Raw genomic sequence first — 25,171 nt, 5'->3', positions numbered from 1 at the left:
CTCATACAGCTAAGATGATCAGAGAAAGTGCTATTACACCTGCTACAAAGTAGGTAAGGTAGTGAATCAGGTCTCCAGTCTGCATCTTCCTACATCTATCCCAGCAGGCTAAGGAAAGTTTTGCAGTTCCGTTCACCGCTCCATCAACAATGTTGGTATCAACCCACTCAACAGCTTTCGCAATAGAACCGTAGAAGATATTTCTACAGACCCACTTGATTGCATCATCAATCATCCATCCTTTGTAGAGGAAGGTGTTTATTGCCGCTCCCATCGGATGAGCAAGGAACTTTTCAGTACTAACAGTTCTCTTGAAGTAAATGAGATAAACGATTGCAAAAAGAACAAACATAACAATTAACGTTGCCACAAGCAGGTTGGCGTAGAAAGGCTCGTGTACTTCACCAAATAGGAAATGGATGATCTGCTCTTTATAGAAAGCGGTAATAAGAGTAAATGCTGCAAGAATGTATAGAGGTACCAGCATTACAGGGTAAGCTTCTCTCGCATGCTTTGATTTTTCAGATGGCTCTCCTGTAAAGACAACAAACCAGAGCCTGAAACCGTAAGCAATACTAAGAACTGCAGCAACAAAGGTTAAACCAAATATCACAGGATTTCCAAAGTGGAAGACTTCAGCAAGTATCCAGTCCTTACTGAAGAATCCGTTAAACGGTGGAATACCTGACAGAGCAAGAATACCCACGAGGAAGAGTAGTGCTGTCTGCGGCATATACTTATAAAGTCCACCAAGCTTAAATGCGTCTTTTGTGTGGTGTGTCATGTGAATAACAGCACCTGCTGCAAGGAAAAGGAGTGCTTTAAAGATTGCATGGCTTGCAAGGTGGAATATACCGGCAGCAACAGAGCCAACCCCAAGACCCACAAACATAAGTGCCAAGTGTTCCATCGTGGAGAAAGCGAGGATCTTCTTGATTTCGGTGTGAGCCATTGCACCTGTCGCTGCAATGAATGCAGAAAGAGCTCCAACAAACGCAACCATGATGAGAGCATAAGAGTAGTCAAAGAACGGGAACATCCTTGCAACAAGGTAAACACCCGCATTAACCATCGTAGCAGCATGAATAAGAGCAGAAACTGTTGTCGGACCTTCCATAGCATCAAGAAGCCATGGAAAGAGAGGAAACTGTGCTGATTTTCCGATTGCACCAATGAATATGAGAATAGAGATTATGAGACCAAGCTTTACGCTGAAAGCACCTGCAACACTTAATGCGTTAAGCTCCTGAAAGTTAATCGTTCCAAGGAATATCCAGGCAACGATGATTCCTGCAAGCATAAAGACATCACCAAACCTCGTCATTACAAAAGCTTTCAAAGCAGCCTCAGCTGCACTCTTCTTCCAGTACCAGTAACCGATCAGAAGGTAGGAACAGAGACCAACACCTTCCCAAAAGATGTAGAGCCCAACCAGATTGCTTACAAAAACGAGTCCCACCATAGAGCCAATGAAAAAGAGCTTTTCAAAGTAGTACCTATGAGGAGACTCATCCTCTTCCATGTAACCTCTGGAGAAAACAATATCAAGGAAACCGATTCCTGTAGCGATCAGAGCCATAATGATCGAAAGATGGTCAACGTAAATTCCGAGAGGAACAGAAAAACTTCCAAATCTGAACCACTCAAACTCATGGGCTATTGGATAGCCACCCATGTTAAGGGCTATGTAACAGGAAAGTCCAAATCCAGCAATTCCTGTAATAGCCGCAACCCAGAAGGAGTTCCATTTCTCTGTAAACTTACCTACAAGGAAAGCAAGAATGCTTCCAAGGAAGAATATTCCTATTGTCAGATAGGCTAACTTCTCCATACTACCACCTCAGGTTCCTGATTTTGGATGGTATAACTTCGCCAAATCTCTTATAGAAGACGATGACTATTGCAAGACCAACTGCTGCTTCAAGGGCAGCAAGACCTATTGTGAAAAAGGTGAAAATCTGCCCGTCAAGATTCCTCTGAGCCGAAAAGATGACAAAGTTCAGGTTGGCTGCGTTAATGATCATCTCTACCGAGAAGAGCATTCTGATTACCGATTTTCTGGATAGAAGACCGTACACCCCAACCGCGAAGAGTGAGAAAGATAAAAACAGATAAGCATGAACATCTGCTTCAAGTAACATTTACTTTGCCTCCCTCTTCTTCGTAATGATTGCATTAGCCATATAGAGAATGGCGGAGACTATAAAACCGAGAATTATCGTGAAGAACGAGTACTTCTCAACAAAAACAGTTCCAAGTTCTTGAGTTGAGTAAACCTTGTAAGGGAATGTATCTATAGCACTCAGGAAAGAAAGTCCCGTTCCAAGAACAAGGATTATGAGACTTAAAACTATAGCAGTTACAGCTTTTCCAGGCGGCTTTTTGTAACTCTCTCCAATCATCATAATTGCAAAGAGAACGAGAATAGTTACACCACCTGCATAGATAGCAAGCTGAACTCCACCAAGAACTGGCATCCCAATCCCAAAGTAAACGAGGGCTATTTCAGAAAGGAGAACCACAAATGATATTGCTGCCCAGAGAAGTGACGTGGCTTCTAAAGCCACTATTGCAGATATGATAATCACCCCATAGATGATCCAGAAGTAAACGTTCATGATTACTCCTCTCCCTTTTTCTGCTTTTCAGCTTCCTGCTTTTTTTTCAGGGCTTCCTGTTTCTTGTTCTCTATCATCTCTTCCATCTTTTTGGCCTTCTCGATTGCTTCTTGAAGGTTTTCTGGTTCAAAGATAAACTTTGTAAGGTTGTCCCAGGTTCCTGGTTCTACGTACATCTCATAGGTATCTGTAAGCTTTATAGCTTTTTCAGGTTTTACCGGACAGGCATCTTCACAGAAACCACAGAACATACATTCATTAGCTCTAACACGAGGCACAGCCCTTGGTTTCTTCACTCCTGTAGGAATCATCTCTATACAGTTAACAGGACATGCTCTTGCACAGAGACTACAGCCGATACAGAGCTCCGCCTTTATAACGTGCTTACCTCTATAGTGATACTCTCTCCTTATTCCCTTGTCCCACCAGATTTCTGTAGCCTTCGGTTCAAATAGTGCTTTTGTTACCCTTATAACCTTCTTGGTCGCTTCTACCGGTATCTTAAATGCATCTTTAAGTTCCATTGGCAACTCCTTAAGCAAAGATCATTTTGATGGAAATGATGAATGCAAGATTTAAAAGGGCAAGCGGGGTTAGAACCTTCCAACAAAACTTAAGAAGTTGATCCATTCTAATCCTTGGTGTTGAAGCTCTTACAACAAAAGTAAATACATAGAGTAAAAATATCTTCAGAAGGAACCATACAATCCCTGGAAGAACCGGTCCCTTAAATCCTCCAAAGAAAAGAGTTACAGCAAGTGCATACAGACCAAATAGCTCAATTAGTTTTGACAAAACAAGAATTGCATAGTTGAAACCACCAAACTCTGTCAGGAATCCATAGACAATTTCCTGTTCTGCCTCAGGAATGTCAAATGGCGGTCTATCTGTAACTATCAGTGTTGCAGTGATGAATATCAAAAATGCAGGCAACAGGACAATAAAACTTAACCAGGAACTGCTTTGAACTATCTCCACGTGATTTAGAGTTCCATAAAAGACAGCAGCAGCAAGTGCTGAAAGCCATAGAGGAATTTCCCCAGAAATCATCTGGTTAACGACCCTCAATCCCCCAATGAAAGAATATTTGCTTTTTGAAGCCCAACCTGCGTAGAAAAAGATAGGAGGCATACTTGTAACAATTGCAAGAGCTATAAGAAGGTCAAAGCTGGTACTTACTATAAATGAGCTACTTGAGAAAGGTATAAACGCAATGAGGATTGCTACCATAAGAAAAGCAACAAACGGTATTAATGAAAAGAGAAGTTTATTGGCTCTCCTCTGAATTATGAATTCCTTTTGTAGAAGCTTAAAAACGTCTGCCGTTGTCTGAAGCAGTCCAAACTTACCAACATAATAAGGACCAGTTCTCAGATGAACATCTGCCAGAACCTTCCTCTCCATGTAGAAAACCATCAGGAAGACTACCAGCAGGAAAAGGAATCCCGGAAATATAAGTGCTTTAATCCACGGTCCCATCTTTCCTCCTACCTGTCAATATCACCATGACACATGTAAAGTGACGCAAAGATTACAGGAACGTCTGCAAGTTTTATTCCCTTCATCATTTCAGGCATTGCCCAGAGGTTTGCAAAAGAAGGAGCTCTCATTTTCAGTCTGTAAGGTCCAGTTCCCCCATCACTTATGAGATGAAATCCAAAACAACCCCTTGCCCACTCAACGTTTACATAGGCCTCTCCTGGAGGAACCTTAACCGGAAACTTTGTTCTATATTCACCTTCAGGAAATCCTTCTATTGCCTGTCTGATTATCTTTGCAGACTCTTTGAGCTCCTCAAAGATGACACAGTATCTCGCGTAAGCGTCCCCTTCTTCTTTTGTAACCACATTGAAATCAAGCTCTCCATAAGCCGCATATGGATAATCTTTCCTGATATCAGAAGCCACACCAGAAGCTCTTAATGCAGGACCTGCTAATCCCAGCTCAATAGCTTTCTCTTTTGGAACAACTCCTACACCCTTTGACCTCAACTTTAGAGTTGGGTTATCAATAAAAACCTCTCCATAACGAGGAATATACTCTTTCTCAAGGAAATCAATTGCTTCAAGCATCTTCTCTATAAACTTTCCAGTAGGTTCATACCTGACACCACCCGGAACTATGGAAGCAGTGGCAATTCGCTGACCTGAATAGACCTCAAATGCATCTAAGAACTTTTCCCTTGCAATCAGAGACCACTGCGTCGGTGTATGAACACCAAGAACACCAACGAACCCACCAAGACCTATCAGGTGACTGACTATTCTTCCACCTTCACAAAGAATAGTTCTCACGTAGTCCGCTTTTTTTGGAACTTCAACACCGGCAATCTTCTCGGCAGCTATAGAATATCCGGTCATTGTTCCAAAGTTATCTATGAAGCAAGCCCTTTCTACGTTAACAATGGCATTAATCCATGTTCTATACTCAACAAGCTTCTCAAGAAGTCTCAAAACGTAACCTATATCCGGATCAACCTTTACAACCTCATCACCATCAACCCAAACCTTCAATCTCATAGGACCACTGGCAGGGTGCTGGACACCCCAGTTAAGCTGGAGAATCTTCTCTTGAAGAAGCCCCAAATCTTCACCACTTATTTCCTTTTTCTCCTCCACTACAAAAGTGAATCCTGCCTGAGTAATGCTGTTCATTACTTTTTCTCCTTGCGATGCTTTTTGAAATCGTAGGATTTTCTAAGTGGAAACGTCCCTTCAGCCCAGTCTGGCAAAAGCATAACCTCAAGCCTCGGATTTCCAACAAACTCTACTCCAAACATCTCCCAGACTTCTCTTTCATGAGGCTGAAGAGCGGGGAAAATGTCACACACACTGGGAACAGTAAGATCATTCTCCGGCAGAGTTATCCTGACAATTACAAATTTCTTTTCCTGAATGTTCTCAATCACGTAGTTGACCTGAAAATCCTCACCTTTCGGCGTATAATCAACAACCGAAACAGTATGAGGATAGTTAAAACCTGAACGCTTTAAGAACTCAAGCAAATCTTTTATTTTCTCTCTATTTCCATGAATGAGTAACATGTTAGTATCGTAGGGTTCAGACTGAAAACCAAATTCATTCTGTACTTTTTCTTTAATCTCTTCTAACATCCTTTCCCCACTTAATAGTTGATCTCTTCCATTCTGTTTGGATATCTCTTTGCAGCATTTTCTCTATCTCTAAGGATTATTTCCTTTAACCTGAGAAATCCCTCAAGGATAGCTTCTGGGTTTGGTGGACAGCCTGCAACAAAGATATCAAATGGTATGTACTGAGAGACATCTACCGCTACGAAGTCTGAATCCCAGTAAGGACCACCACCTGCAGCACAGGCTCCCATCCCGAATACGTATCTTGGCTCTGGCATCTGCTGGTAAACCCTTAGAAGAACAGGAAGAACTTTTTTTGAAACAAGTCCTGTAACGATTATAAAATCAGCCTGTCTGGGACTTGGGGTCATCATAAAACCATACCTTTCCCAGTCAAAACGGGGTCCCATAAGGGCTAAAACTTCTAAGGAACAGCACCCACTACAGAAGTGGACTCCCCAAGGAGAGTTGGATCTTGACCAATCAAAGAACTTTAAAATCATTCTCTCTTTCCTCCAAGCATAACGTAAGAGAGGGGAATCATCAAAAGAAGTGAAAAGAGTATAAATATCCATCCAAATGCAGGGTCACCTTTTCCTATTGCGTAAAGGACAAAAAGAACCCCCGCAATATCCATTGCGATAAATATGATTGCGTAGAAGTAGTACTGAAAGTTGACACTGGAAATAATCGGTTCAGGAGCAGGAAGACCACACTCGTAGGTATCCTCTTTTACTGGATGAGGGTTCTTTGGAGCAACGGCAACCGTAAGGAGCCATAGAGATAATCCTGCAAGTGTCATAACAACTATAAAGGCTATAAAGTTGTAAAGCATTTCCCGTCTCCTATGCCCGTTAGTTTAATATCCTACCAAACTGTAAACAAATTGTAAATGTTTTGTAAACAATCCGTAAAAATACCCTCTTCTGGAATTTTAGATAAAGAATCCACGATTGTCAAGGATTATAAAGTTTTAATAAAAAACACAAGAGCATTAAGGTATACTACCAGAAGCTGTTCTTTCATTCCCTACATATTAATTAGCTAAAGAATTTCTTTCGAAATTCCCCTGACTCTTACTTGTCCTTCAGAACGATAATAAACAAAGTTTAACCAAAACGTCCAGTTATGTAATCCTCTGTAAGCTTCTCTTTTGGTTTGATAAAGAGTTCTTCTGTCTTGTTAAACTCTATCAGTTCCCCCAGATACATAAAAGCCGTATAGTCTGAAACCCTCGCAGCCTGTTGCATGTTATGGGTAACAATTATTATTGTGAGCCTGTCCCTGAAACTAACTACTAATTCCTCAATCTTTCCAGTTGAAATAGGGTCAAGAGCAGAAGTTGGTTCATCAAAGAGAAGAACTTCAGGTTCAACCGCTATGGCTCTTGCTATACAGAGTCTCTGCTGCTGACCACCTGAAAGACCAGATGCAGGATCTTTTAACCTGTCCTTAACTTCATCCCAAAGAGCCGCATCTTTTAAAGCCTTTTCCACCCTGTCTTCCAGTTCACTTTTATTCTTTATTCCTTTTAACCTTAAACCATAGGCAACGTTATCAAAAATAGACATTGGAAATGCCGTTGGTTTCTGAAATACCATCCCAACTCTGCTTCGTAATCTAATTAGATCGTAATCCTTTTCAAGGATATTCTCTCCATCCAGAAGTATTTTTCCTTCATACCTATTTCCAGGATAGAGGTCATGCATTCTGTTAAAGCACCTGAGCAATGTTGTCTTTCCACATCCAGAAGGACCTATCAAAGCCGTTATTTTCTTCTCTGGAACCTTAAATGAGATACCTTTGAGGGCATGTTTAGTCCCATAGTAGAAGTTTAGGTTTTCAACACTTATCTTTGGCTTTTCCTCTATCTCAATTACGTATGCCATAAACTCCTCCGTTACTTCTTAAACTTCCAGTGGGCTATCACTCTTCCAAGGATGTTTGCCCCAAGAACACCGGCAGTCAGGATTATAGCAGCAGCCCAGGCAAGTTTTTGCCAGTATTCGTATGGGCTCATCGCATAGTCATACATCGTAACAGTCAGAGAAGCCATCGGCTGTGCCATATTGAAGGTAAAGAAGTTGTTGTTGAAAGATGTAAAGAGTAATGGAGCAGTTTCTCCTCCAATTCTTGCAACGGAAAGGATAACCCCGGTTAAAATTCCGGTTATTGCAGCCCTATAAACAATATCCTTTATCACCTTAAACTTGGTTGCTCCAAGAGCATAACCAGCCTCTCTGAGCTCCGGAGGCACAAGTCTCAGCATATCGTCAGTCGTTCTCAGGATTATTGGAATCATCATTACAGCAAGAGAAAGAGAACCCGCTATTCCCATAAAGTGTCCAACAGGCTTAACCAGAATTGCATAAATGAATGTACCAATTACTATTGATGGAACGCTCATCATTATGTCCGATAGGTCTCTAACGATGTTTGCCAACCTGCTGTTCTTTCCATACTCGGCAATGTAAGTTCCGGCAAGTATTCCAAGCGGTATTCCGATAACCGTTGCAGTTAGGACAATCATCGCCTGTCCCACAATTGCGTGTTTCAGTCCCCCCGTTTCTTCACCAGGAGATGGTGGGTCTCCTATGAAGACTTCAAGAGATAGCGTAGAAAATCCTTTGTAGAGAAGCGTTCCCAATATCCAGAAAAGCCACATAATTCCAAAGAGGGCTGCTATTGTTGAGAGAACGAGGATAATGTTATTGACTATCTTTCTCCTTGTAAATGCGTCCAACTCTTACCTCTCAACCTTTTTCAGGAATACAAACTTTCCTATAGCTATGACGAGGAAACTCATAACAAAGAGTATGAGAGCAAGGTAAAAGAGACTGGAAAGGTAAAGATCTGTATCTGCTTCCGTAAATTCATTGGCAAGTGTTACTGTAATTGAGGTTGCTGGTTCAAGAAGCGAATGGGGAATTACAGGCTGGTTACCCATTACAAATGTAACTGCCATTGTCTCTCCAAGAGCTCTTCCAAGAGAAAGAATGATTCCTCCAATCACACCAAGCTTTGCATAGGGAATGACAACATCCTTCATAACGTCCCACTTTGTTGCACCCAGAGCGTAGGCAGACTCCTTTAAAATGTTGGGTACCATATTGAAAGAATCCCTCGCAATTGCCGCAGTAAAGGGAAGAATCATTATGGAAAGGACTATTGAAGCTGTTAGAAGGCCTATTCCTGGAGTATAACCAGCAAACCACTCTCCAACCACCGGAATTTTCCCAAGTGTTGCATGAATTAAAGGTTGAACTTTATCTCTCATAAATGGTGCAAAGTAGAAAAGTCCCCACATACCATAAATGATACTTGGAATTGCGGCAAGAAGCTCTACAGCAACGCCCACAGGAGTTCTTAGAAAGTGGGGAGAAATCTCTGTAAGGAAAATTGCTATTCCAATGGCAACAGGAACAGCTATCAGAATAGCAATTACTGTACTTACAAGGGTACCGAAAATTGCTGGAGCTCCACCAAACTTCTCCATAGGTGGATTCCAGACTGTAGAAGTGATGAAATTCCAGACTCCAAAAGTATGAATGGAAAGGGCAGATTCTTTATAAAGAACAAAGATGAGCATTGCCAAGATAACCATCACAAGCAGAGTAGAAGCTAAGGCTATCTTCCCAAAAGTCCAGTCTGCCAGATAGCTTTTCTTCACAGCTTTCATCCTCATTGCAAATTTTCATTGGTAAGTATAGCTTTTTTTCTTGAAAAAGTGTCAACAGAACCAAACAATTCAGACAAGGAGATAACATGGCAAACAGAGGAGATTTCGTTCATCTCCATCTCCACTCCCAGTACTCAATCCTTGACGGAGCGATAAAGATAAAAGACTTAGTAAAGAAAGCAAAAGAGTATGGAATGCCTGCCGTTGCAGTTACAGATCACGGTAACATGCATGCATCATACGAACTCTACAAAGAATGTACCGCTGAAGGAATAAAACCAATTATCGGTCAGGAATTCTACATAGCTAAGGGCTCAAGGTTTGATAAGCAAAAAGGCAGTGAGGGAGAAAAAGGAAGCTACCACCTGGTCCTTCTGGCGAAAAATGAAACAGGTCTCAAAAATCTTATGAAACTCAGTTCGATAGGTTTCCTTGAAGGCTTTTACTACAAACCAAGAATAGACAAAGAGGTTCTTGAAAAGTACAGTGAGGGTTTAATCGCCCTTTCTGCCTGTATTCAAGGAGAAATCCCAATCCTCTATCTCCAGGGAAGGGAAGAGGAAGCCAAAAAGGCTGCAAAGTGGTATAAGGAACTCTTCGGAGATGATTTCTACCTTGAGATTCAATACCACGGCTTAAAAGACCAGCCGAGGGCAAACCAGTTTCTCATTAAACTCTCAAAGGAGCTCGATATCGATCTCGTTGCAACAAATGATGCCCACTACCTCGAAAAAGAGGACTGGGAAGCCCACGACGTTCTCCTCTGTCTCCAGACGGGTAAGAAACTATCCGACGAAAACAGAATGCGGTTTCCAACGAAAGAGTTCTACTTCAAAGATGCTCTCGAAATGCTCGAAGTCTTTAGAGAAGTTCCCCACGCAGTCTTTAACACTCTCAAAATAGCAGAGAAAATTGACGTAAAGATAGAAAACTCTGGATATCTGCTGCCAAAGTACGACGTTCCAGAAGGCTACACCTACGAATCTTTCCTGAGAGAACTTGCTGAAAAAGGGCTTGAAAGGAGATTCAAAGAACAGGGCATAACTGACGGCGAGACAAGACAGAAGTACTACCAGAGATTGAACCACGAGTTGAAGATAATTTCGGACATGGGATTTCCCGGTTACTTTCTCATAGTTTGGGATTTCATTAACTGGGCAAAGAAAAATGGAATTCCAGTAGGACCGGGAAGGGGTTCAGCAGCTGGATCACTTGTAGCTTACGCAATTGGAATTACAGACATAGATCCTTTGAAGTTTAACCTCCTCTTTGAGCGTTTCCTGAACCCTGAGAGGGTTACAATGCCCGATATCGATGTTGATATCTGTCAGGAAGGTAGAGACAGGGTTATCCAGTATGTTAGAGAAAAATACGGTGAAGATAAGGTATGCCAGATAATTACCTTCGGCACAATGAAAACAAAGATGGTTGTAAGAGACGTTGGAAGAGTTCTCGGGATTCCACCAAAAGAAGTTGATAAGTTTGCAAAGCTCATTCCAAACGACGCAAAGTCAATTGAAGATGCAGTTGAAAAAGCTCCAGAAATCAAGGAACTTGCTGAAAAAGATGAAACAATTGCAAGACTTCTCAAGATTGCATCAAGACTTCAAGGGCTTGCAAGACAGACAGGAGTTCACGCAGCTGGAGTTGTTATCGCTCCAGATACCCTTACAAAGTACATTCCTCTTGCAAAGAGCAAGGATGGAGACGTAACAACTCAGTACGATATGGGACAGGTTGAGGCGCTGGGACTCCTCAAGATGGACTTCCTTGGATTGAAAACCCTCACAATCATCGATAAAACCATAAAACTGATAGAAAAAAGACACGGAATAAAAATTGATTTAGCCAATCTACCTCTTGATGATGAAAAAACCTTCAAACTCCTTCAAGAAGGAAACACAGTTGGTGTCTTCCAGCTTGAATCTCAGGGAATGAGAAACTTGATGAAAAGACTTAAACCATCAGTATTTGAAGATATTATTGCCCTTGTTGCTCTATACCGTCCAGGACCTTTGAACTCTGGAATGGCAGAAAGCTATATAAGGAGAAAACACGGTCTTGAGCCGGTTGATTACATATTCCCTGAACTTGAACCCTACTTGAAAGAGACCTACGGTCTTTTCATCTATCAGGAACAGATAATGCAGATTGCGAACGTCCTTGCTGGATACTCCCTCGGAGAAGCTGACATCTTGCGCCGTGCTATGGGTAAGAAAAAGAAGGATGTTATGGAGGAGCAGAGAAGCATCTTTGTTACAAGAGCAGTCGAGAGAGGCTACCCAAGGGAAAAGGTTGAAAAGCTCTTTGACGATATAGCCAAGTTTGCAGAGTACGGTTTCAACAAGTCCCACTCCGCCGCTTACGGTTTCCTTGCCTATGTGACTGCATATCTGAAAGCCCACTACCCGAAAGAGCTTATGACCACAATGCTCTCCATCGATTACGACAAAACCGATGAAATCGTAAAGCTGATAAAGGACTGCAGAGAAAACGGAATTCCCGTCCTTCCACCAGACATAAACAAAAGCAATGCTCTCTTCTCCATAGAGAATGAAGGAATAAGGTTTGGACTTGCAGGAATAAAAGGGGTTGGAGAAAAAGCTGCCCAGCACATCATTGAAGTAAGGGAGAAAAGAGGAGAGTTCAAGGATATTTACGACTTCTGCGAAAGGGTTGATCTGAAACAGGTAAACAGGAAAGTCATTGAATCACTGATAAAAGCTGGAGCCTTTGACTCTACGAGGATCTCAAGAGCCGCAAACCTTGAAGTCCTTGACAAAGCAATGTCTGTTGCACAGAGTCTCCAGAAGACGAAGAGCAAAGGACTGATGAGCCTTTTTGGTGATGAAACCGAAATCGTCAACAAGGAGTTTCCAGACACAAAAGAGTGGCCAGACAGGGTAAAGCTTGAGTACGAAAGACAGGCAATAGGGTTCTACCTCTCAGGACATCCTCTCCTTGAGTACAAAGATATTATCCAGTTCAGTTTTAACTCAACCTCTGAGAAAGATGAGTGGAAAGACGGTCAGGACGTCAAATTAGCTGGTGCCATAACGGAAGTAAAAACAAAAAGAACACAGAGAGGGGACCTCTGGGCAACTGTTGAAATCTCAGACCTTGAAGGAACTGTTTCTGTTTTAGTCTTTCCAAACGTTTACAAGGAAAAGATGGAGCAGATTACAGAAGGAAACGTTGTCATCATAGAGGGAAGTGTAAGGGAAGAAGAGGAATCAAAATCGGTTATAGCAAAAGATATATATCCTTTAAACGATAAAATACTCAGCGAAGTTAACAATATTGTGATCAAAATGTACGATGAAGAGATAACAGATGAATTCCTCTCTACTTTGAAGGAGTTTATAGAGAAAAATCGTAGTGAGAAAGGTAAGCCTGTGATCATAGAGGCAAAATTGAAGGATTGTTTTGTAAAATTGCAACTCCACCCTGACTATTCATTACCCGTCGAACCTGAAGTTTTTAAAGAGCTCCAAAGGATAATTCCAAAGGAGAGAATAACCGTAAACTGAGGTGAAGAATGCAAACGTTGTTTGAATTTGAGAAAAAGGTTGATAAACTAAGAAAGAAAATAGAGGAACTCAAGTCTATGGGAAGATTTGATCCGGTGGTAGTGGAAGAAATAGAGAAAAAATTTCAGAAGAAGATAAAGGAGTTTTACGAAAATCTTTCTCCCTGGAATAGAGTTCAAATAGCTAGGCATCCAGACAGACCTCATACCATTGACTACATAAACAACGTCTTTACAGACTTCATCGAACTTCACGGAGACAGACATTACGGGGATGGGAAAGCGATAATCGCCGGTTTTGCAAAGTTTGAAGGAATCCCTGTCTGCGTAATAGGTCAGGAAAAGGGCAGGGACACAAAGGAAAAGATAGCGAGAAACTTCGGAATGCCACTTCCTGAAGATTACAGAAAAGCTCTAAGAGTTATGAAACTGGCAGAGAAGTTTAGAAAACCGATAATCACTCTTGTGGACACTCCAGGAGCTTTTCCAGGAATAGAGGCTGAAGAACACGGCCAGTCAGAAGCTATAGCAAGAAACCTCTTTGAGATGGCAAAGTTAAAAGTTCCTATTGTTAGCGTTGTTATCGGTGAGGGAGGTTCTGGAGGAGCTTTAGCAATAAGCGTTGCAAATAAACTCCTGATGCTCGAAAACGCAATCTACTCCGTTATCTCCCCTGAAGGGTGTGCAGCCATTCTCTGGCAGTCTCAGGACAAAGTGAAAGAAGCCACCGAAGCTCTCAAACTTACATCAAGAGATCTCCTGAAACTGGGAATAATTGATGGAATCATTCCGGAACCTCTCGAGGGAGCTCACAGGGACTACGAAACAACTTTTAAAAACTTCAGAGAGCACGTTTCAAAAGCTTTGGATGAGTTGCTTGAACTCACTCCCGAAGAGCTTGTAAAACAGAGATATGAAAAGTTCAGAAAAATAGGGATTTAGATTCTACTTAAGAAAAACTGCAACTAAGCAATAAATATCCGTCATTCTGTACAAATGAAAAATTTCAATCTTACTTAACAGAATGACGGAGCTATGTTAATTATCCAGTTATTTTCTTGATTAAAAGAGATACAATTTCTTCTGGATCCCTTTTCTCTAAAAGTTCTCTTGCCACTTCTCTTATTCTGTCAGGAATCCTGTCGGCACTGGCAGAGAGGAGTTCCTCTTTGAGTTCTTTTAAATCGTTTGCTCTGAATCTTTCAGGTTTGATATTTTTCAAGCCCTTTATTCTGTACATTCTCCTCTTTTCGCTATCCGCGACAAGGCTGATTGCAGTCCCTTCTCTTCCAGCTCTTCCAGTCCTTCCAATTCTGTGAACATAGCTCTCAGGATTTTCAGGGAGTTCGTAGTTTATAACAAGCCCAACATCTTTGATATCAATTCCCCTTGCTGCCACGTCTGTTGCCACAAGGGTTTTAATCCTTCCCTCTTTAAAGGCTTTCATTACATTCTCTCTCTGCCTCTGGGAAAGGTCTCCGTGGATCGCTCTTGCGTTTATTCCCCTCTTCTGAAGTTCTTTCTCAATATCCGCTGCATCCCTCTTTGTCTTAACAAAGACTATAGTTGAAGTCCCCTCGTTCTCCTTCAGGAGTTTCTCAAGGGCTTTCAGCTTATCTTCATTTTTTACAAAGATGATCCTCTGATGAACCTTCGGTGTTATTAGACTCTTTCCGACCTTAATCGTCTTGTAACCGGATTTCAGATACTTATCTATGAGCTTCCTTATCTCATAAGGCATTGTCGCAGAAAAGAGAAGAGTCTGTTTCTCTTTCGGCGTTTTTGAAAGGATCTCCTCTATATCCTCAATAAAGCCCATATCGAGCATCTGGTCTGCCTCATCGAGAACGGCAAACCTGACCCTATCCAGTCTCAGAATACCTCTGTTTATCAAGTCCTTTACTCTTCCAGGAGTTCCAACAATTATCTGGTTTCTACCCCTCCTCAAAATGTTCGCCTGTCTCTCTATAGAAACCCCACCATAGATTGGATAGGCAGAAACTCCTTTGTTCTTACCAATAAGTGAAAGCTCGTGAGCAACCTGAATTGCAAGCTCTCTCGTTGGAGTGAGGATTATCGCTTTAATACCTCTCTCTCTTGGACTGATTTTTTCTACTATTGGAATACCAAAAGCTGCGGTTTTACCAGTTCCTGTCTGTGCCTGTCCAACAATGTCATGTCCTTCAAGGGCAAGAGGAATTGCTTCTTTCTGAATCGGCGTAGGATTTTCAAATCCCATCTCCTCTAAGGATCTCTGAATCCTTGAATCAAGCTGATCAAACGTAAACTCCATTTTTTCTCCTTTCTTAATAAAAATTGCCACGATCCCGCCGCCGTTTCAGACGGAACCGTGGCAACCAATTTTAGTTAAATTTCAATTTCCGTTAAAGTCTTTCAACTTCAACAGCTTTAAGACCCTTGTCACTTTCAGTGATATTGAAGGATACTCTTTCTCCCTCTTCAAGAGTCCTAAAACCTGTTCCAGAAATTCCTGTGTAGTGGACAAATACGTCCTGTCCGTTGTCGGCAGTTATAAAGCCGTACCCTTTCTTTGAATCGAACCACTTAACTGTTCCTGTGAGCTTCTCCATGTGTCTTACCTCTCTTAAAAGTTTCTCTTAAAGCAAAAAAGCCCTGAAGGCAGAAACGGCATGCCTTCAGGGCTTCTCTATTTCCGGTGCTGCCTTCAAACCAATAATTGGAAAGTAATTTAATCCTGATGCAACTTTTGTCAAGCTTCCACTTCTACTTCTTCAATAAACTGGTAGGAGCTCTGAGGAATAATTAGAGTTCTCTTTCTCACTCCTTGCTTTTTCAAACGTCTATACTCGTTAACATCTTCACTAAAAGAAAAATAACCAACTACCCTTATGTGTGAATCATTTATGAATTGGAGCTCCTCTGCAAATATAAAACTTCCTTCCCCACAGCGAGGACAATTTGGAGAGCAGACTATAATATAGAGTTTCATAGAAGCTTCCTCCTGAAGTTTTATTGTATTATTAACTACCAAAGTTTACTACTTCCTTTCCCCTGAAAGGAAAAGGAACCAAAGATAGCAAGTTGGATAGCTAACTTCGTAATCTAATTTAGAATAGAAGATGGCAAAAATCAAACAGAAGGCTGAAGATTTCAAGGTAACGGAAGTTCTGCAGGAAAAACTCCAATCAAGAGGCAGACACAGAGTTTACAGACTCTGGAAAAAAGGACTGGAAACTGAAGAAGCTTTAAGAAAAATTGCTAAATTATCAGGAATTCCCATTAAAACTATCTCTCACGGTGGTTTAAAGGATAAAAACGCTATTACTGAGCAATTCATTTCAGTTCCAGAAAAGTTTCGCCTGAAGGAAATTTCCTTTCCAGATCTAAAACTTTCATTTTCTGGCTTTCTTGATAGACCTATTTCTCCTTCCATAGTAAAAGGGAATCTGTTTGAAATTTTAGTGAGAAACGGAAAACCGCCTGAAGATAGAATCAAGATTCTGGAAAAATATGGAATTCCCAACTACTACGGAGAACAGAGGTTTACATCTGTTAGAGGCAACGAACTCTTTGCCAGACATCTATTATCAGAAGACTTAAAGAATGCTCTCCTCTACCTTTTTCGACCGGCTGGATGGGAAGGTTCAAGAAGTAGAAGAGGAAAAAAGGTTTTTCTGAAAGGTGACTATAAAACTGCTGCTAAATTTCTATCCGGCTGGAGAAAGAAAGTTTCACTCTTTTTAGAAGGAAATCCAGCAGATTTTGAAGGAGCTTTCAAACTTATTCCCGAGTCAGAAATTGCTTTCCAATTGAACGTTCTCCAGAGTTACCTTTTCAATGAGTATCTAAAAGAACTGATAAAGGCGAAAACGACAAATTATTTGACTTTCAAATACAAAATGGGAACAATGATCTTTCCTATCGAAAAAGTTGAAATTCTTGAAAAGCTTCCCGCTTTTACTCCAGATATGGAAATTCCATTTTACGAGGAAAAATTAGAAGAACTCAATATCGATAAAAGAGGACTTGAGAAGTTCAACAGGCTATTTCACAGATTTAAGAGAAAAACCGTTGTTCCGATCAGGAATTTTGAAGTTCAGGAAGTGAAAGAAGGAACTCTCTTCAAGTTCCTCCTTCCTTCTGGTTCCTACGCAACAAACGTAATAAGATTTCTGTACGATGCAGTATAATCTTTAGCCCTAAAAGGGATTATAAATCTGGAGGTTTAGATAGATGTACAAAGTCTTGGTTACAGAGCACATAGCAGAAGCCGGAATTGAGCTTCTCAGAAACCAACCAGACGTTGAGTTAACTTACGATCCTGAGCTTTTCAGGAACTTTGACAAAATCCTTGAAATTATTCCAGAGTACGACGCAATCATCACAAGGAGTGGAACACCTGTCAACAAAGAACTCCTTGAAAAAGCCAAAAAGCTAAAAGTTGTCGGAAGAGCGGGGGTTGGAGTTGATAACATTGATCTTGATGAAGCATCAAGGAGAGGAATCTTAGTCGTAAATGCTCCAACCGGTAACACCCTTGCAGCAACAGAACACACAATGGGAATGATGATCTCCGCTGCAAGGTTGATCCCTTACGCCCACAAATCCCTGAAAGAAGAGAGAAGGTGGGACAGAAAGAAATTTATGGGCGTTGAGCTTGCCGGAAAAACCCTTGGAATCATTGGTTTCGGAAGAATCGGTTCAAGAGTTGGAATAAGAGCAAAAGCCTTTGACATGAAGGTGATAGCTTACGACCCATACATTAAGAGGGAAAAGGCAGAAAAGCTCGGAGTTGAACTTGTAGATGACCTTGATGAACTCCTCCGCCGTTCAGACATCATCACAGTCCACACACCTCTTACCGATGAAACCAGAAACATGATCACAAAGAAAGAGATTGAGAAGATGAAAGACGGCGTTATCCTCCTCAACATTGCAAGGGGAGGAATAATAAACGAAAAAGATCTATACGAGGCTTTGGTCAGCGGTAAAGTTAGAGCTGCAGCTGTTGACGTCTTCACAAAAGAGCCTGCAACAGACAACATTCTCCTTGATGCTCCAAACATTATTGTTACTCCCCATATTGGTGCAAACACCTTTGAATCCCAGACAAATGTTGCAGTAATCATTGCAAACCAAGTCCTTGCTGCACTAAGAGGGGATGAAGTAGAGTTTGCAGTTAACGCCCCTTACGAGGATACTGCTGCTGCTAAGGTTCTAAAGCCTTTCATGGAGCTTGCTGAAAAGCTTGGTCTCTTCGCTGTTCAAGTTGCATGCTCAAGGTCAAAGGAGATAGTTCTCGAATACAGAGGAGACCTTGGAGAGGACCTGAAACCTCTTACTACTGCCTTCCTCAAGGGATTCTTGGAGAAGATCGTTGATATTCCAGTTAACCTGATTAACGCTCCATTCCTTGCAAGAGAGAAAGGCATTTCCATTGTAGAGGTAAGAAGACCTGAAGGAATAAACTTTAAGAAGCTTATGAGGGTTACATGCAAATCCGACGCTGGAGAGTTCACAATTGCCGGAACCGTTATGGATGAGCAGTTCCCCAAAATTGTTGAGATAAACGGTTTCCTCTTTGATCTAACTCCAGAAGGGAAACTTTTGCTCATTAAGAACTTTGACGTTCCTGGAGTAATCGGAAAGCTTGGCTCAATCCTTGGAAAATACAACGTTAACATTGCAGGATTCCAGCTTGGAAGGGTTGAAAGAGGAAAAGAGGCTAAAGGTGTAATCTTAGTTGATAATGATGTTCCATCAGAGGCAATCAGCGAGATTAAGGATATTCCGGAGATTTTAGAGGTTAAGCAAATAAATCTATAGATTCACATTCCGCTAACCCCTCCCATCAAGGGAGGGGAAATATCTTCACTATCCACTAACCCACTTCTACAAAATCAAATTTTTCACCAAACCTAAACTTCATAAGCTCTTTAAGGTCATCCAGTCCTTCAAGCTCTGGATTTTTCTCTACCAGTTTCTGGGCTTCTTCCCTTGCTATTTTCAGAATTTCAAAGTCTCTTCTCAAGTCCGCAATCTTAAAATCTCCGAGACCTGACTGCCTCGTTCCGAAAATCTCACCGGGACCCCTAAACTGAAGGTCAGCCTCGGCAATTTTGAAACCGTCGTTTGTTGATTCAAGAACCTTCAATCTCTTTATTGAATCCTCTCCAGCATTTCTCTTTGTAACAAGAAAACAGTAAGACTGCCTATCTCCTCTACCAACCCTACCTCTTAACTGGTGGAGCTGCGCTAGTCCAAAGCGTTCGGCGTGTTCTATAACCATTACAGTTGCCTCTGGAACGTCCACTCCAACCTCAATAACGGTTGTCGACACAAGAACCTGGTAATCCCCCTTTTTGAACTTCTCCATCACATCGTCTTTCTCTTCCTGCTTCATCCTGCCGTGGAGAAGTCCAACGGAGTAGGGTTTCAGTTTCCTTTCCCAGTACTCATGCATTTCGATTGCAGCTTTGAGCTCCAGTTTTTCAGACTCTTCTATGAGCGGATAAACTATGTAAACTCTATTTTTAGCTTTTAGCTCTTTAAGGAGAAGGTCAATTAACTTCTCCCTTTCATCCTCAAAGAGAATCTTCGTTTCCACAGGCTTCCTTCCAGCCGGGAGCTCATCAATCACTGAGACGTCAAGGTCTCCATAGGCTGTCATCGCAAGAGTTCTCGGAATTGGAGTCGCAGTCATTACGAGAACATCTGACATCTTTCCCTTTTTCTTCAACTCAACTCTCTGCTTCACACCAAACCTGTGTTGTTCATCTATTATTGCCAATCCAAGATTTTTAAACTCAACAGTTTCCTGAATAAGGGCATGCGTTCCAACAACAACTTGAATAAATCCTTCTTTTATTGCCCTGTACATCGTCTCTTTTTCCTTCTTTGTCATGCTTCCGGTCAGGAGCCCTACCCTTACCCTGAAAGGCTTTAAAAACTCCTGAAACTTCTTAAAATGCTGGTTTGCAAGAATTTCAGTTGGAGCCATTACGGCGACCTGATATCCGCTCTTCACTGCAAAGAAGGACGCAGCAGCAGCAACAACAGTTTTTCCACTACCAACATCTCCCTGAACAAGCCTGTTCATAGGCTCTGGACTTCTCATATCTTCGACTATCTCTTTTAGAACCCTCTCCTGAGCTCCCGTCAGTCTGAAAGGAAGGGCTTTTTTAAATTCATCAATCAGCTCTTCACTAACAGGAAAGGCTATTCCTTCCTCTCTCTTTATCTTCTGTCTGTGAAGAGCAAGGGCAAGCTGAAAGAGAAAGAGCTCATCGAAAATCACCCTCTTCTGGTAAGGAGTTTTAAAGTTCAAAAGCTCTTCCGCCTCCTCATCGTGAGGAAAGTGGACTCTCCAGAAAGCTGTAACAGCATCAGGAAAAGAGTTCCTCTTCAGGATCTCTTCAGGCAGATACTCTGGCAAGAACGGGACAACTTTTCTAACTACACTCCCTATATCTCTTCTGAGAATTGACTGCTTTATCCCTTCAGCTGAGTGATAAACTGGAAGGATCACTCCAAGCTTTTCAAGCTTCCCTTTGTACTTATCGAAAATCTCAACTTCAGGATGAACCATGGAATAGCCGCCCAATTCCCTCTTTGCCAACCCGTAAGCAAGAACCTCTTTCCCCAGCTCTTTTGCCTTTGAAAAGAGCACCCTGTAGTAGCCAAAAACTTTCTCCTGAAGGAAAATAAGTGTAACCGTTCCAGTTTTGTCGTATAGGATTACCTTGAGCAGCTTTTTCCTCTTCTTTGAGGTCTCAATTACCGATAGATTTACAACTTTCCCTTTAACAAGGAAAGTCTGGTTGGGTTTTAGAAAACCCATCGGCGTAATCGTTGTCCTATCTTCATATCTGAAAGGAAGATAGTAGATGGCATCGAGAATAGTCTCTATTCCAAGCTTTCGAAGTCTTTCAACCGTCTTTTTCCTGATTCCTTTGACCGTTGAGATTGGCTGGAAAAACGCCTTTATAGGGTACGTCTTCTTTTTTTCTATCTTCTCCTGAACGGATATTATTCTCTCTTTCGGAACCTCTTCCCGCCTTGCCTTTTCTATATCCTCTTCAGAAAACTTGAGAGTTATAACTGAATGGAGCTCCTTAAAAAACCTCTTCTTTTGCTCTTCTGTAAAGGAGTCATACTTCTCAAGGAGATTCAAAACCTTTGAAACCCAGGCTTTTCTCTTCCTGTCAAGATGGGGCTGGAGCTCCTTCAGTAGAGCAGAAATCGCCCTGTCAGGGTCTTTAACCCTATCGAAATACTTGAAATTGTCCTGAACAATCAGGTTAAGCAGTTTTTTAACTCTTTCTAAGGTTTTCTTCATCAATTTCCCTTAATGGTTCTTCGGTAACTATATTTTAAGCTACAATAGCCATTTGTTATCATTTCAGTTAATCAACCTTACGGGAAGGAATATGAGAAGAGCTCTTTATCTGTCAACTGCTTTGTTGGTCTTTTCTTCGTGTGTCACTTTACCAAAAAAAGAGACATCACCTGTTCAAAAACCAGAACCTGAAAAGGTAGAAGAGAAAACAGTAACTCCATCTCCTGAGATTGTCCAAAAAGCGAAAAAGGAAAAATACAGACCCGGAGCTATTTACTACTACATGGTCTACCTTAACGAGAAAGGAAAAGGCAACCTACAAAAAGCTTACGAATCAATAAAAGAAGCCGTCAAAGAGGATCCGAATAACATCGAGTATCTCCTTGAAGCAGCAAAGTTTGCGGCAAATCTGAAAAAAATGGATGATGCAGAAAAGTTTACACGGAAGGCACTCTCCATAGACCCCGAGAACCCACAAGCTCTAAAACTCTTAGCTGGAATCTCCATTGTAAAAGACAAGAAAGCAGAAGCGGAAAAGTACTACAAAAAGGTTCTCTCCATTGCCCCAGATAAAGATACTTACATAATGCTGGCAAACCTCTACATCAACGAGAAGAGATATTCTGAAGCAGAAAAGATCCTCACAGAAGCTCTAAAAAAGTATCCAGATAACTTTTTTATCTTCTATTTTCTTGGAGAAATCTACTTCCTTGAAGAGAAAACAGATAAAGCAAGGGAGTACATAGAGAAATCAATTAAACTAAACCCCGACTTTGAAAGTGCATACATTCTCCTTGGAAAGATCGCCCTAAAAGAGAAACGTTATAAAGAGGCAGAGAAATTCCTCAAAAAAGTTCTGGAAGAAAATCCAGACAACATCTACGCGCTGAAGGAACTCCTCGTAATCTACCTCAAAGAAAATAAAACAGACGAAGCCATAAAGATAATCAACAAACTTGTTGAGTTAGAACCGTACAACCTTAAACTTCTATCCTGGGTTGCTGCCAACCTCTTTGAAATGAAAGAGTACAAAAAGGTTATCCCAATAATAGAGAGAATTACAAAACTCAACCCTGACAATCCAAACGTCTATTTCATGTTGGGACTTGCTTTTGAAATGTCGAGAAATTACGAAAAAGCCCTTGAAGCCTACGAAAAGTCCCTTGACCTTTACCCTGAGAATCCAACCGTTCTGGAAAGGACAGCTCTTATTCTTTACAAAATGGATAGATTGAACGATGCGAAAGCATACTTTGAAAGACTATGGCAGCTAACAAATAAACCTGAATATCTCCTGAAAGTTGCAATAATTGCTGACAGAGAAGGAAACACTGAGGAAGCCTACAACCTCTTAAAAGTGTGGAAGAAAGAGTTTCCCAATTATGGAGAGCTCTACTTCTACCTTGCTTACTTTGCTGAAAAGCTTGGAAAAGACGAAGAAACCGAAAAGTATCTTAAAAAACTACTTGAAATAGAACCATCTCCAGACGCCTACAACTACCTCGCTTATTTCTACGCTAATAGAGGAATAAGGCTAAAGGAAGCTGAAGAGCTCATTCAAAAAGCCCTTGAGGCTGAACCGGAAAATCCGGCATTCCTCGATACAATGGGATGGGTTCTCTATAAAGAGGGTAGATACGAAGAAGCCTGCAAATACCTGAAGGAAGCTCTGAAGAAAAAGAAAGATGACTCGGTAATAAACGAACACTACGGCGAGTGTCTATACAAAATGGGAAAACTGAAAGAAGCTAAGGAACATCTTCTTAAAGCTTTTGTCGGCGTCATGAAGGATCCATCAATTCAAGAGGAAGAAAGAGGAATACTACAGAGAATTGGAAACCTTCTTAAAGAGATTACCCACATGGAGGAGAAAGAATGAACACGACAATGATAATCTGGGGACTGATAGCTTTCCTCATTATTGGTCTTCCAACAATTACCGGACTCATGAGAGTAAACGCTGCCCTTAAATTTCTGCTTAACGAAGAAAAGAGAGAATTTTCTCCTCTAAACGCAATCAAACCCGGTGGATTCGCTTACGCTCTCACTTTCAGTTTTAAGATAACTTTCCTTACAGCAATCATCCTTGACTACATCGAGTACGTTAAGCAGACCTACTTCATTGTTTCTCTTTACATTTTCTTTATCATGCTCGACTTCATAATCCAGAATTCCGGTCCAGAGTATGCTACACTCTCAAACAACATGAAGAGCGCTTTCATCGGAGCAACTCTTATTGCCCTTGTCATATTCGTTGAAAACTTTCTGATACAGAGAAAACTCAAGAAGATAATCCCAACAGAAATTGAAAACCTCAGGAAAAACAGAATCTCACCAGCACTTAGAACATTTGATCAGAAAGCATAAGGAGGTGAAGAATGAAGATTACATACACTCAGGAGCTCCCGGCTAACAAAAAGGCTGATGCTCTTGTGATAGGTGCCTATGAAGGAATGAAAAACCTCACAAAAGAGGAAGCATCACAGCTTAAAAGTCTGAATTTCTCTGGAAAAGCCGGAGAAGTTGTTACACTTCCTGGAACGGAGAATTTCAGAACACTTATCTACGTCGGACTTGGAAAGAAGAGCGAGCTCAAGTCTGATACTGTAAGAGTTGCAGCGGCAAAGGGAGTAAAGAGCGCGAAAAAAGTGAAGGCTAAGAAAGTGGTCTTTGAACTCCTTGGTGTGGACAAACTAAAAGAGAAAGCTGCAAAAGCCGTTGCAGAAGGAATTGTTCTTGGTAACTACCAGTTCAAAAAGTATAAAAGTAGAAAAGAAGAAAAATTCGAAATAGAAAAAATTACTGTTGCTGGAGAAAAGGAGTACAAGAAAGAGTTTGAAATTGGCTACATCTTAGCAGAAGCTGCAAACTTCACAAGGGACATTGTTAATGAACCAGGAAATGTAGTAACTCCAGAGAAACTTGCTGAAATCGCCGAAGAAATCTCAAAAGAGTACAGCTTCAAGTGTAAGGTCTTCAAGGAAAAAGACCTTGAGAAAAACCAGATGGTTGGAATTCTGACAGTCGGCAGGGGAAGCAAAAACCCACCGAGGTTCATTCACATTACCTACAAACCTAAGAATCCAAAGAAGAAAATCGTTCTGGTTGGTAAAGGCGTAACCTTTGACAGCGGCGGCCTTAACATAAAGCCTGAACAATTTATGAAAACAATGAAATCAGACAAAGCTGGCGCCTGTGCAGTCCTTGGAATAATGAAGGCAATCGGACAGCTAAAACCTGACGTTGAAGTTCATGCGCTAATTCCAACCGTCGAGAACATGCCAGGTGAAAAGGCTTATAGACCGGATGATATTATCGTTTACAAGAACGGTAAGAGTGTCGAAATCCACTCTACAGACGCCGAAGGAAGGCTCATTCTTGCAGATGCTCTCATTTACGGCTCTGAACTTGAACCAGACGTAATGATTGATATGGCAACATTAACTGGAGCCTGTGTTGTTGCACTCGGACACTACACATCAGGTCTCTTTACAGAAGACGACAAACTTGCAACCACTCTCCTCAAACTCTCATCAGAAACTGGTGAAAAAATGTGGAGAATGCCACTGGATGAAGATCTAAAAGAGGATATCAAAGGAACGTACTCTGACCTTCAAAACGTTGGAAAGACAAGGTATGGAGGAGCAATAACTGCTGCTCTTTTCTTGAAGAACTTCGTTGACTCTGAAAAGGTAAAAAGCTGGGCTCACATAGATATAGCAGGTCCGTCATTCCTCGATAAGGAGTGGAAGTACTATTCAGCTGGAGCTACTGGACAGCCTGTAAGGACAATCGTTGAGTTTATTGTTGAGTCTTAATTTCGAGAAGGAGGGAGTTCCCCTCCCTCGACGGGAGGGGCTGTGGGAGGGGGGGTAAATTGAAAGATAGGGAGCTGCTATACTCCCCAAGAGAAGGGAGTCAGGGAAAAGGGAAT

The 25,171-nt window shown here is 41.4% G+C and carries 23 protein-coding genes; 7 read left to right on the top strand and 16 right to left on the bottom strand.

Annotation, left to right across the window (positions count from 1 at the left end):
* Position 1: 1 nt before the first annotated feature.
* The 12 genes from ACYQ3A_RS05395 to pstC form a co-directional block, all read right to left on the bottom strand.
* Positions 2-1,831 carry an NADH-quinone oxidoreductase subunit 5 family protein gene (locus tag ACYQ3A_RS05395; RefSeq protein WP_459896118.1) on the bottom strand — a complete coding sequence of 610 codons (1,830 nt, stop codon included), beginning with the start codon at positions 1,829-1,831 and terminating at the stop codon, positions 2-4.
* Position 1,832: 1 nt separating this feature from the next.
* Entirely contained in the window at positions 1,833-2,141 is a 309-nt protein-coding gene (nuoK, locus tag ACYQ3A_RS05390) for an NADH-quinone oxidoreductase subunit NuoK (protein ID WP_459896117.1), read from the bottom strand.
* On the bottom strand, positions 2,142-2,618 hold the full coding sequence (locus ACYQ3A_RS05385) for an NADH-quinone oxidoreductase subunit J family protein (RefSeq protein ID WP_459896116.1): 477 nt from the start codon (positions 2,616-2,618) through the stop codon (positions 2,142-2,144).
* Positions 2,619-2,620: 2 nt separating this feature from the next.
* Complete coding sequence (locus tag ACYQ3A_RS05380) at positions 2,621-3,142, bottom strand: 4Fe-4S dicluster-binding protein (protein WP_459896115.1); 522 nt, start codon at positions 3,140-3,142, stop codon at positions 2,621-2,623.
* A gap of 10 nt (positions 3,143-3,152) precedes the next feature.
* Positions 3,153-4,097, bottom strand: a complete 945-nt coding sequence (locus ACYQ3A_RS05375) for a complex I subunit 1/NuoH family protein (RefSeq protein ID WP_459896114.1) — start codon at positions 4,095-4,097, stop codon at positions 3,153-3,155.
* 8 nt (positions 4,098-4,105) lie between these two features.
* Positions 4,106-5,272, bottom strand: coding sequence for an NADH-quinone oxidoreductase subunit D (locus ACYQ3A_RS05370; RefSeq protein WP_459896113.1), 1,167 nt, complete (start codon positions 5,270-5,272; stop codon positions 4,106-4,108).
* The gene (locus ACYQ3A_RS05365; protein WP_459896112.1) at positions 5,272-5,730 is read right to left on the bottom strand and encodes an NADH-quinone oxidoreductase subunit C; all 459 of its coding nucleotides are present in this window, start codon (positions 5,728-5,730) and stop codon (positions 5,272-5,274) included. The genes ACYQ3A_RS05370 and ACYQ3A_RS05365 overlap by 1 nt, the downstream gene beginning before the upstream one ends.
* Positions 5,731-5,741: 11 nt before the next feature.
* The gene (locus ACYQ3A_RS05360) at positions 5,742-6,212 is read right to left on the bottom strand and encodes an NADH-quinone oxidoreductase subunit B (RefSeq protein WP_459896111.1); all 471 of its coding nucleotides are present in this window, start codon (positions 6,210-6,212) and stop codon (positions 5,742-5,744) included.
* Positions 6,209-6,544: an NADH-quinone oxidoreductase subunit A gene (locus ACYQ3A_RS05355; protein WP_459896110.1), complete on the bottom strand. Its 336-nt coding sequence runs from the start codon at positions 6,542-6,544 to the stop codon at positions 6,209-6,211. The genes ACYQ3A_RS05360 and ACYQ3A_RS05355 overlap by 4 nt, the downstream gene beginning before the upstream one ends.
* 274 nt (positions 6,545-6,818) lie before the next feature.
* A complete protein-coding gene (gene pstB / locus ACYQ3A_RS05350; RefSeq protein WP_459896109.1) occupies positions 6,819-7,598 on the bottom strand; it encodes a phosphate ABC transporter ATP-binding protein PstB in 780 nt (259 codons plus the stop codon).
* Positions 7,599-7,609: 11 nt separating this feature from the next.
* Positions 7,610-8,452, bottom strand: a complete 843-nt coding sequence (gene pstA, locus ACYQ3A_RS05345; protein WP_459896108.1) for a phosphate ABC transporter permease PstA — start codon at positions 8,450-8,452, stop codon at positions 7,610-7,612.
* A gap of 3 nt (positions 8,453-8,455) precedes the next feature.
* Positions 8,456-9,388 carry a phosphate ABC transporter permease subunit PstC gene (gene pstC, locus ACYQ3A_RS05340; RefSeq protein ID WP_459896107.1) on the bottom strand — a complete coding sequence of 311 codons (933 nt, stop codon included), beginning with the start codon at positions 9,386-9,388 and terminating at the stop codon, positions 8,456-8,458.
* 86 nt (positions 9,389-9,474) lie between these two features.
* Here pstC and dnaE point away from each other — a divergent pair, with 86 nt between their 5' ends.
* A complete protein-coding gene (gene dnaE, locus ACYQ3A_RS05335) occupies positions 9,475-12,918 on the top strand; it encodes a DNA polymerase III subunit alpha (RefSeq protein WP_459896106.1) in 3,444 nt (1,147 codons plus the stop codon).
* Between the two features lie 8 nt (positions 12,919-12,926).
* Entirely contained in the window at positions 12,927-13,859 is a 933-nt protein-coding gene (locus tag ACYQ3A_RS05330; RefSeq protein ID WP_459896105.1) for an acetyl-CoA carboxylase carboxyltransferase subunit alpha, read from the top strand.
* Between the two features lie 100 nt (positions 13,860-13,959).
* Here ACYQ3A_RS05330 and ACYQ3A_RS05325 read toward each other — a convergent pair whose 3' ends face one another.
* The 3 genes from ACYQ3A_RS05325 to ACYQ3A_RS05315 form a co-directional block, all read right to left on the bottom strand.
* On the bottom strand, positions 13,960-15,210 hold the full coding sequence (locus ACYQ3A_RS05325; protein ID WP_459896104.1) for a DEAD/DEAH box helicase: 1,251 nt from the start codon (positions 15,208-15,210) through the stop codon (positions 13,960-13,962).
* A gap of 91 nt (positions 15,211-15,301) precedes the next feature.
* Positions 15,302-15,508 carry a cold-shock protein gene (locus tag ACYQ3A_RS05320; RefSeq protein ID WP_459896102.1) on the bottom strand — a complete coding sequence of 69 codons (207 nt, stop codon included), beginning with the start codon at positions 15,506-15,508 and terminating at the stop codon, positions 15,302-15,304.
* Positions 15,509-15,648: 140 nt separating this feature from the next.
* Positions 15,649-15,888: a hypothetical protein gene (locus ACYQ3A_RS05315; protein ID WP_459896101.1), complete on the bottom strand. Its 240-nt coding sequence runs from the start codon at positions 15,886-15,888 to the stop codon at positions 15,649-15,651.
* Positions 15,889-16,018: 130 nt separating this feature from the next.
* On the opposite strand from ACYQ3A_RS05315, the gene truD reads away from it, so the two are divergent.
* Entirely contained in the window at positions 16,019-17,089 is a 1,071-nt protein-coding gene (gene truD, locus ACYQ3A_RS05310; protein WP_459896100.1) for a tRNA pseudouridine(13) synthase TruD, read from the top strand.
* Between the two features lie 43 nt (positions 17,090-17,132).
* Positions 17,133-18,725, top strand: coding sequence for a phosphoglycerate dehydrogenase (gene serA, locus ACYQ3A_RS05305; protein WP_459896099.1), 1,593 nt, complete (start codon positions 17,133-17,135; stop codon positions 18,723-18,725).
* A gap of 55 nt (positions 18,726-18,780) precedes the next feature.
* Here the strand turns inward: serA and recG are convergent, their stop codons facing one another.
* Positions 18,781-21,237, bottom strand: a complete 2,457-nt coding sequence (recG, locus tag ACYQ3A_RS05300) for an ATP-dependent DNA helicase RecG (RefSeq protein WP_459896098.1) — start codon at positions 21,235-21,237, stop codon at positions 18,781-18,783.
* Between the two features lie 91 nt (positions 21,238-21,328).
* Here recG and ACYQ3A_RS05295 point away from each other — a divergent pair, with 91 nt between their 5' ends.
* Genes ACYQ3A_RS05295 through ACYQ3A_RS05285 form a run of 3 tightly spaced genes read left to right on the top strand, consistent with a single transcriptional unit; the run spans position 21,329 to position 25,055 of the window.
* Positions 21,329-23,116, top strand: coding sequence for a tetratricopeptide repeat protein (locus ACYQ3A_RS05295; protein ID WP_459896096.1), 1,788 nt, complete (start codon positions 21,329-21,331; stop codon positions 23,114-23,116).
* Positions 23,113-23,604, top strand: coding sequence for a hypothetical protein (locus tag ACYQ3A_RS05290; protein ID WP_459896095.1), 492 nt, complete (start codon positions 23,113-23,115; stop codon positions 23,602-23,604). The genes ACYQ3A_RS05295 and ACYQ3A_RS05290 overlap by 4 nt, the downstream gene beginning before the upstream one ends.
* Before the next feature lie 11 nt (positions 23,605-23,615).
* Positions 23,616-25,055, top strand: a complete 1,440-nt coding sequence (locus tag ACYQ3A_RS05285) for a leucyl aminopeptidase (RefSeq protein WP_459896094.1) — start codon at positions 23,616-23,618, stop codon at positions 25,053-25,055.
* Positions 25,056-25,171 lie beyond the last annotated feature (116 nt).

The organism is Desulfurobacterium crinifex, assembly GCF_054656775.1.
The sequence above is the reverse complement of the archived record's forward strand: the minus strand, read 5'-3'. Positions and strand labels throughout refer to the sequence as shown.

What these genes read in the sequence shown, in the direction of transcription:
- ACYQ3A_RS05320 (WP_459896102.1), bottom strand. Translation starts at nt 15,508, where the DNA reads ATGGAGAAGCTCACAGGAACAGTTAAGTGGTTCGATTCAAAGAAAGGG.
- dnaE (WP_459896106.1), top strand. Translation starts at nt 9,475, where the DNA reads ATGGCAAACAGAGGAGATTTCGTTCATCTCCATCTCCACTCCCAGTAC.
- ACYQ3A_RS05365 (WP_459896112.1), bottom strand. Translation starts at nt 5,730, where the DNA reads ATGTTAGAAGAGATTAAAGAAAAAGTACAGAATGAATTTGGTTTTCAG.
- ACYQ3A_RS05380 (WP_459896115.1), bottom strand. Translation starts at nt 3,142, where the DNA reads ATGGAACTTAAAGATGCATTTAAGATACCGGTAGAAGCGACCAAGAAG.
- serA (WP_459896099.1), top strand. Translation starts at nt 17,133, where the DNA reads ATGTACAAAGTCTTGGTTACAGAGCACATAGCAGAAGCCGGAATTGAG.
- ACYQ3A_RS05370 (WP_459896113.1), bottom strand. Translation starts at nt 5,272, where the DNA reads ATGAACAGCATTACTCAGGCAGGATTCACTTTTGTAGTGGAGGAGAAA.
- ACYQ3A_RS05395 (WP_459896118.1), bottom strand. Translation starts at nt 1,831, where the DNA reads ATGGAGAAGTTAGCCTATCTGACAATAGGAATATTCTTCCTTGGAAGC.
- ACYQ3A_RS05375 (WP_459896114.1), bottom strand. Translation starts at nt 4,097, where the DNA reads ATGGGACCGTGGATTAAAGCACTTATATTTCCGGGATTCCTTTTCCTG.
- ACYQ3A_RS05325 (WP_459896104.1), bottom strand. Translation starts at nt 15,210, where the DNA reads ATGGAGTTTACGTTTGATCAGCTTGATTCAAGGATTCAGAGATCCTTA.
- ACYQ3A_RS05385 (WP_459896116.1), bottom strand. Translation starts at nt 2,618, where the DNA reads ATGAACGTTTACTTCTGGATCATCTATGGGGTGATTATCATATCTGCA.
- recG (WP_459896098.1), bottom strand. Translation starts at nt 21,237, where the DNA reads ATGAAGAAAACCTTAGAAAGAGTTAAAAAACTGCTTAACCTGATTGTT.
- ACYQ3A_RS05295 (WP_459896096.1), top strand. Translation starts at nt 21,329, where the DNA reads ATGAGAAGAGCTCTTTATCTGTCAACTGCTTTGTTGGTCTTTTCTTCG.
- ACYQ3A_RS05285 (WP_459896094.1), top strand. Translation starts at nt 23,616, where the DNA reads ATGAAGATTACATACACTCAGGAGCTCCCGGCTAACAAAAAGGCTGAT.
- truD (WP_459896100.1), top strand. Translation starts at nt 16,019, where the DNA reads ATGGCAAAAATCAAACAGAAGGCTGAAGATTTCAAGGTAACGGAAGTT.
- ACYQ3A_RS05355 (WP_459896110.1), bottom strand. Translation starts at nt 6,544, where the DNA reads ATGCTTTACAACTTTATAGCCTTTATAGTTGTTATGACACTTGCAGGA.
- ACYQ3A_RS05330 (WP_459896105.1), top strand. Translation starts at nt 12,927, where the DNA reads ATGCAAACGTTGTTTGAATTTGAGAAAAAGGTTGATAAACTAAGAAAG.
- ACYQ3A_RS05290 (WP_459896095.1), top strand. Translation starts at nt 23,113, where the DNA reads ATGAACACGACAATGATAATCTGGGGACTGATAGCTTTCCTCATTATT.
- nuoK (WP_459896117.1), bottom strand. Translation starts at nt 2,141, where the DNA reads ATGTTACTTGAAGCAGATGTTCATGCTTATCTGTTTTTATCTTTCTCA.
- pstC (WP_459896107.1), bottom strand. Translation starts at nt 9,388, where the DNA reads ATGAAAGCTGTGAAGAAAAGCTATCTGGCAGACTGGACTTTTGGGAAG.
- pstB (WP_459896109.1), bottom strand. Translation starts at nt 7,598, where the DNA reads ATGGCATACGTAATTGAGATAGAGGAAAAGCCAAAGATAAGTGTTGAA.
- ACYQ3A_RS05315 (WP_459896101.1), bottom strand. Translation starts at nt 15,888, where the DNA reads ATGAAACTCTATATTATAGTCTGCTCTCCAAATTGTCCTCGCTGTGGG.
- ACYQ3A_RS05360 (WP_459896111.1), bottom strand. Translation starts at nt 6,212, where the DNA reads ATGATTTTAAAGTTCTTTGATTGGTCAAGATCCAACTCTCCTTGGGGA.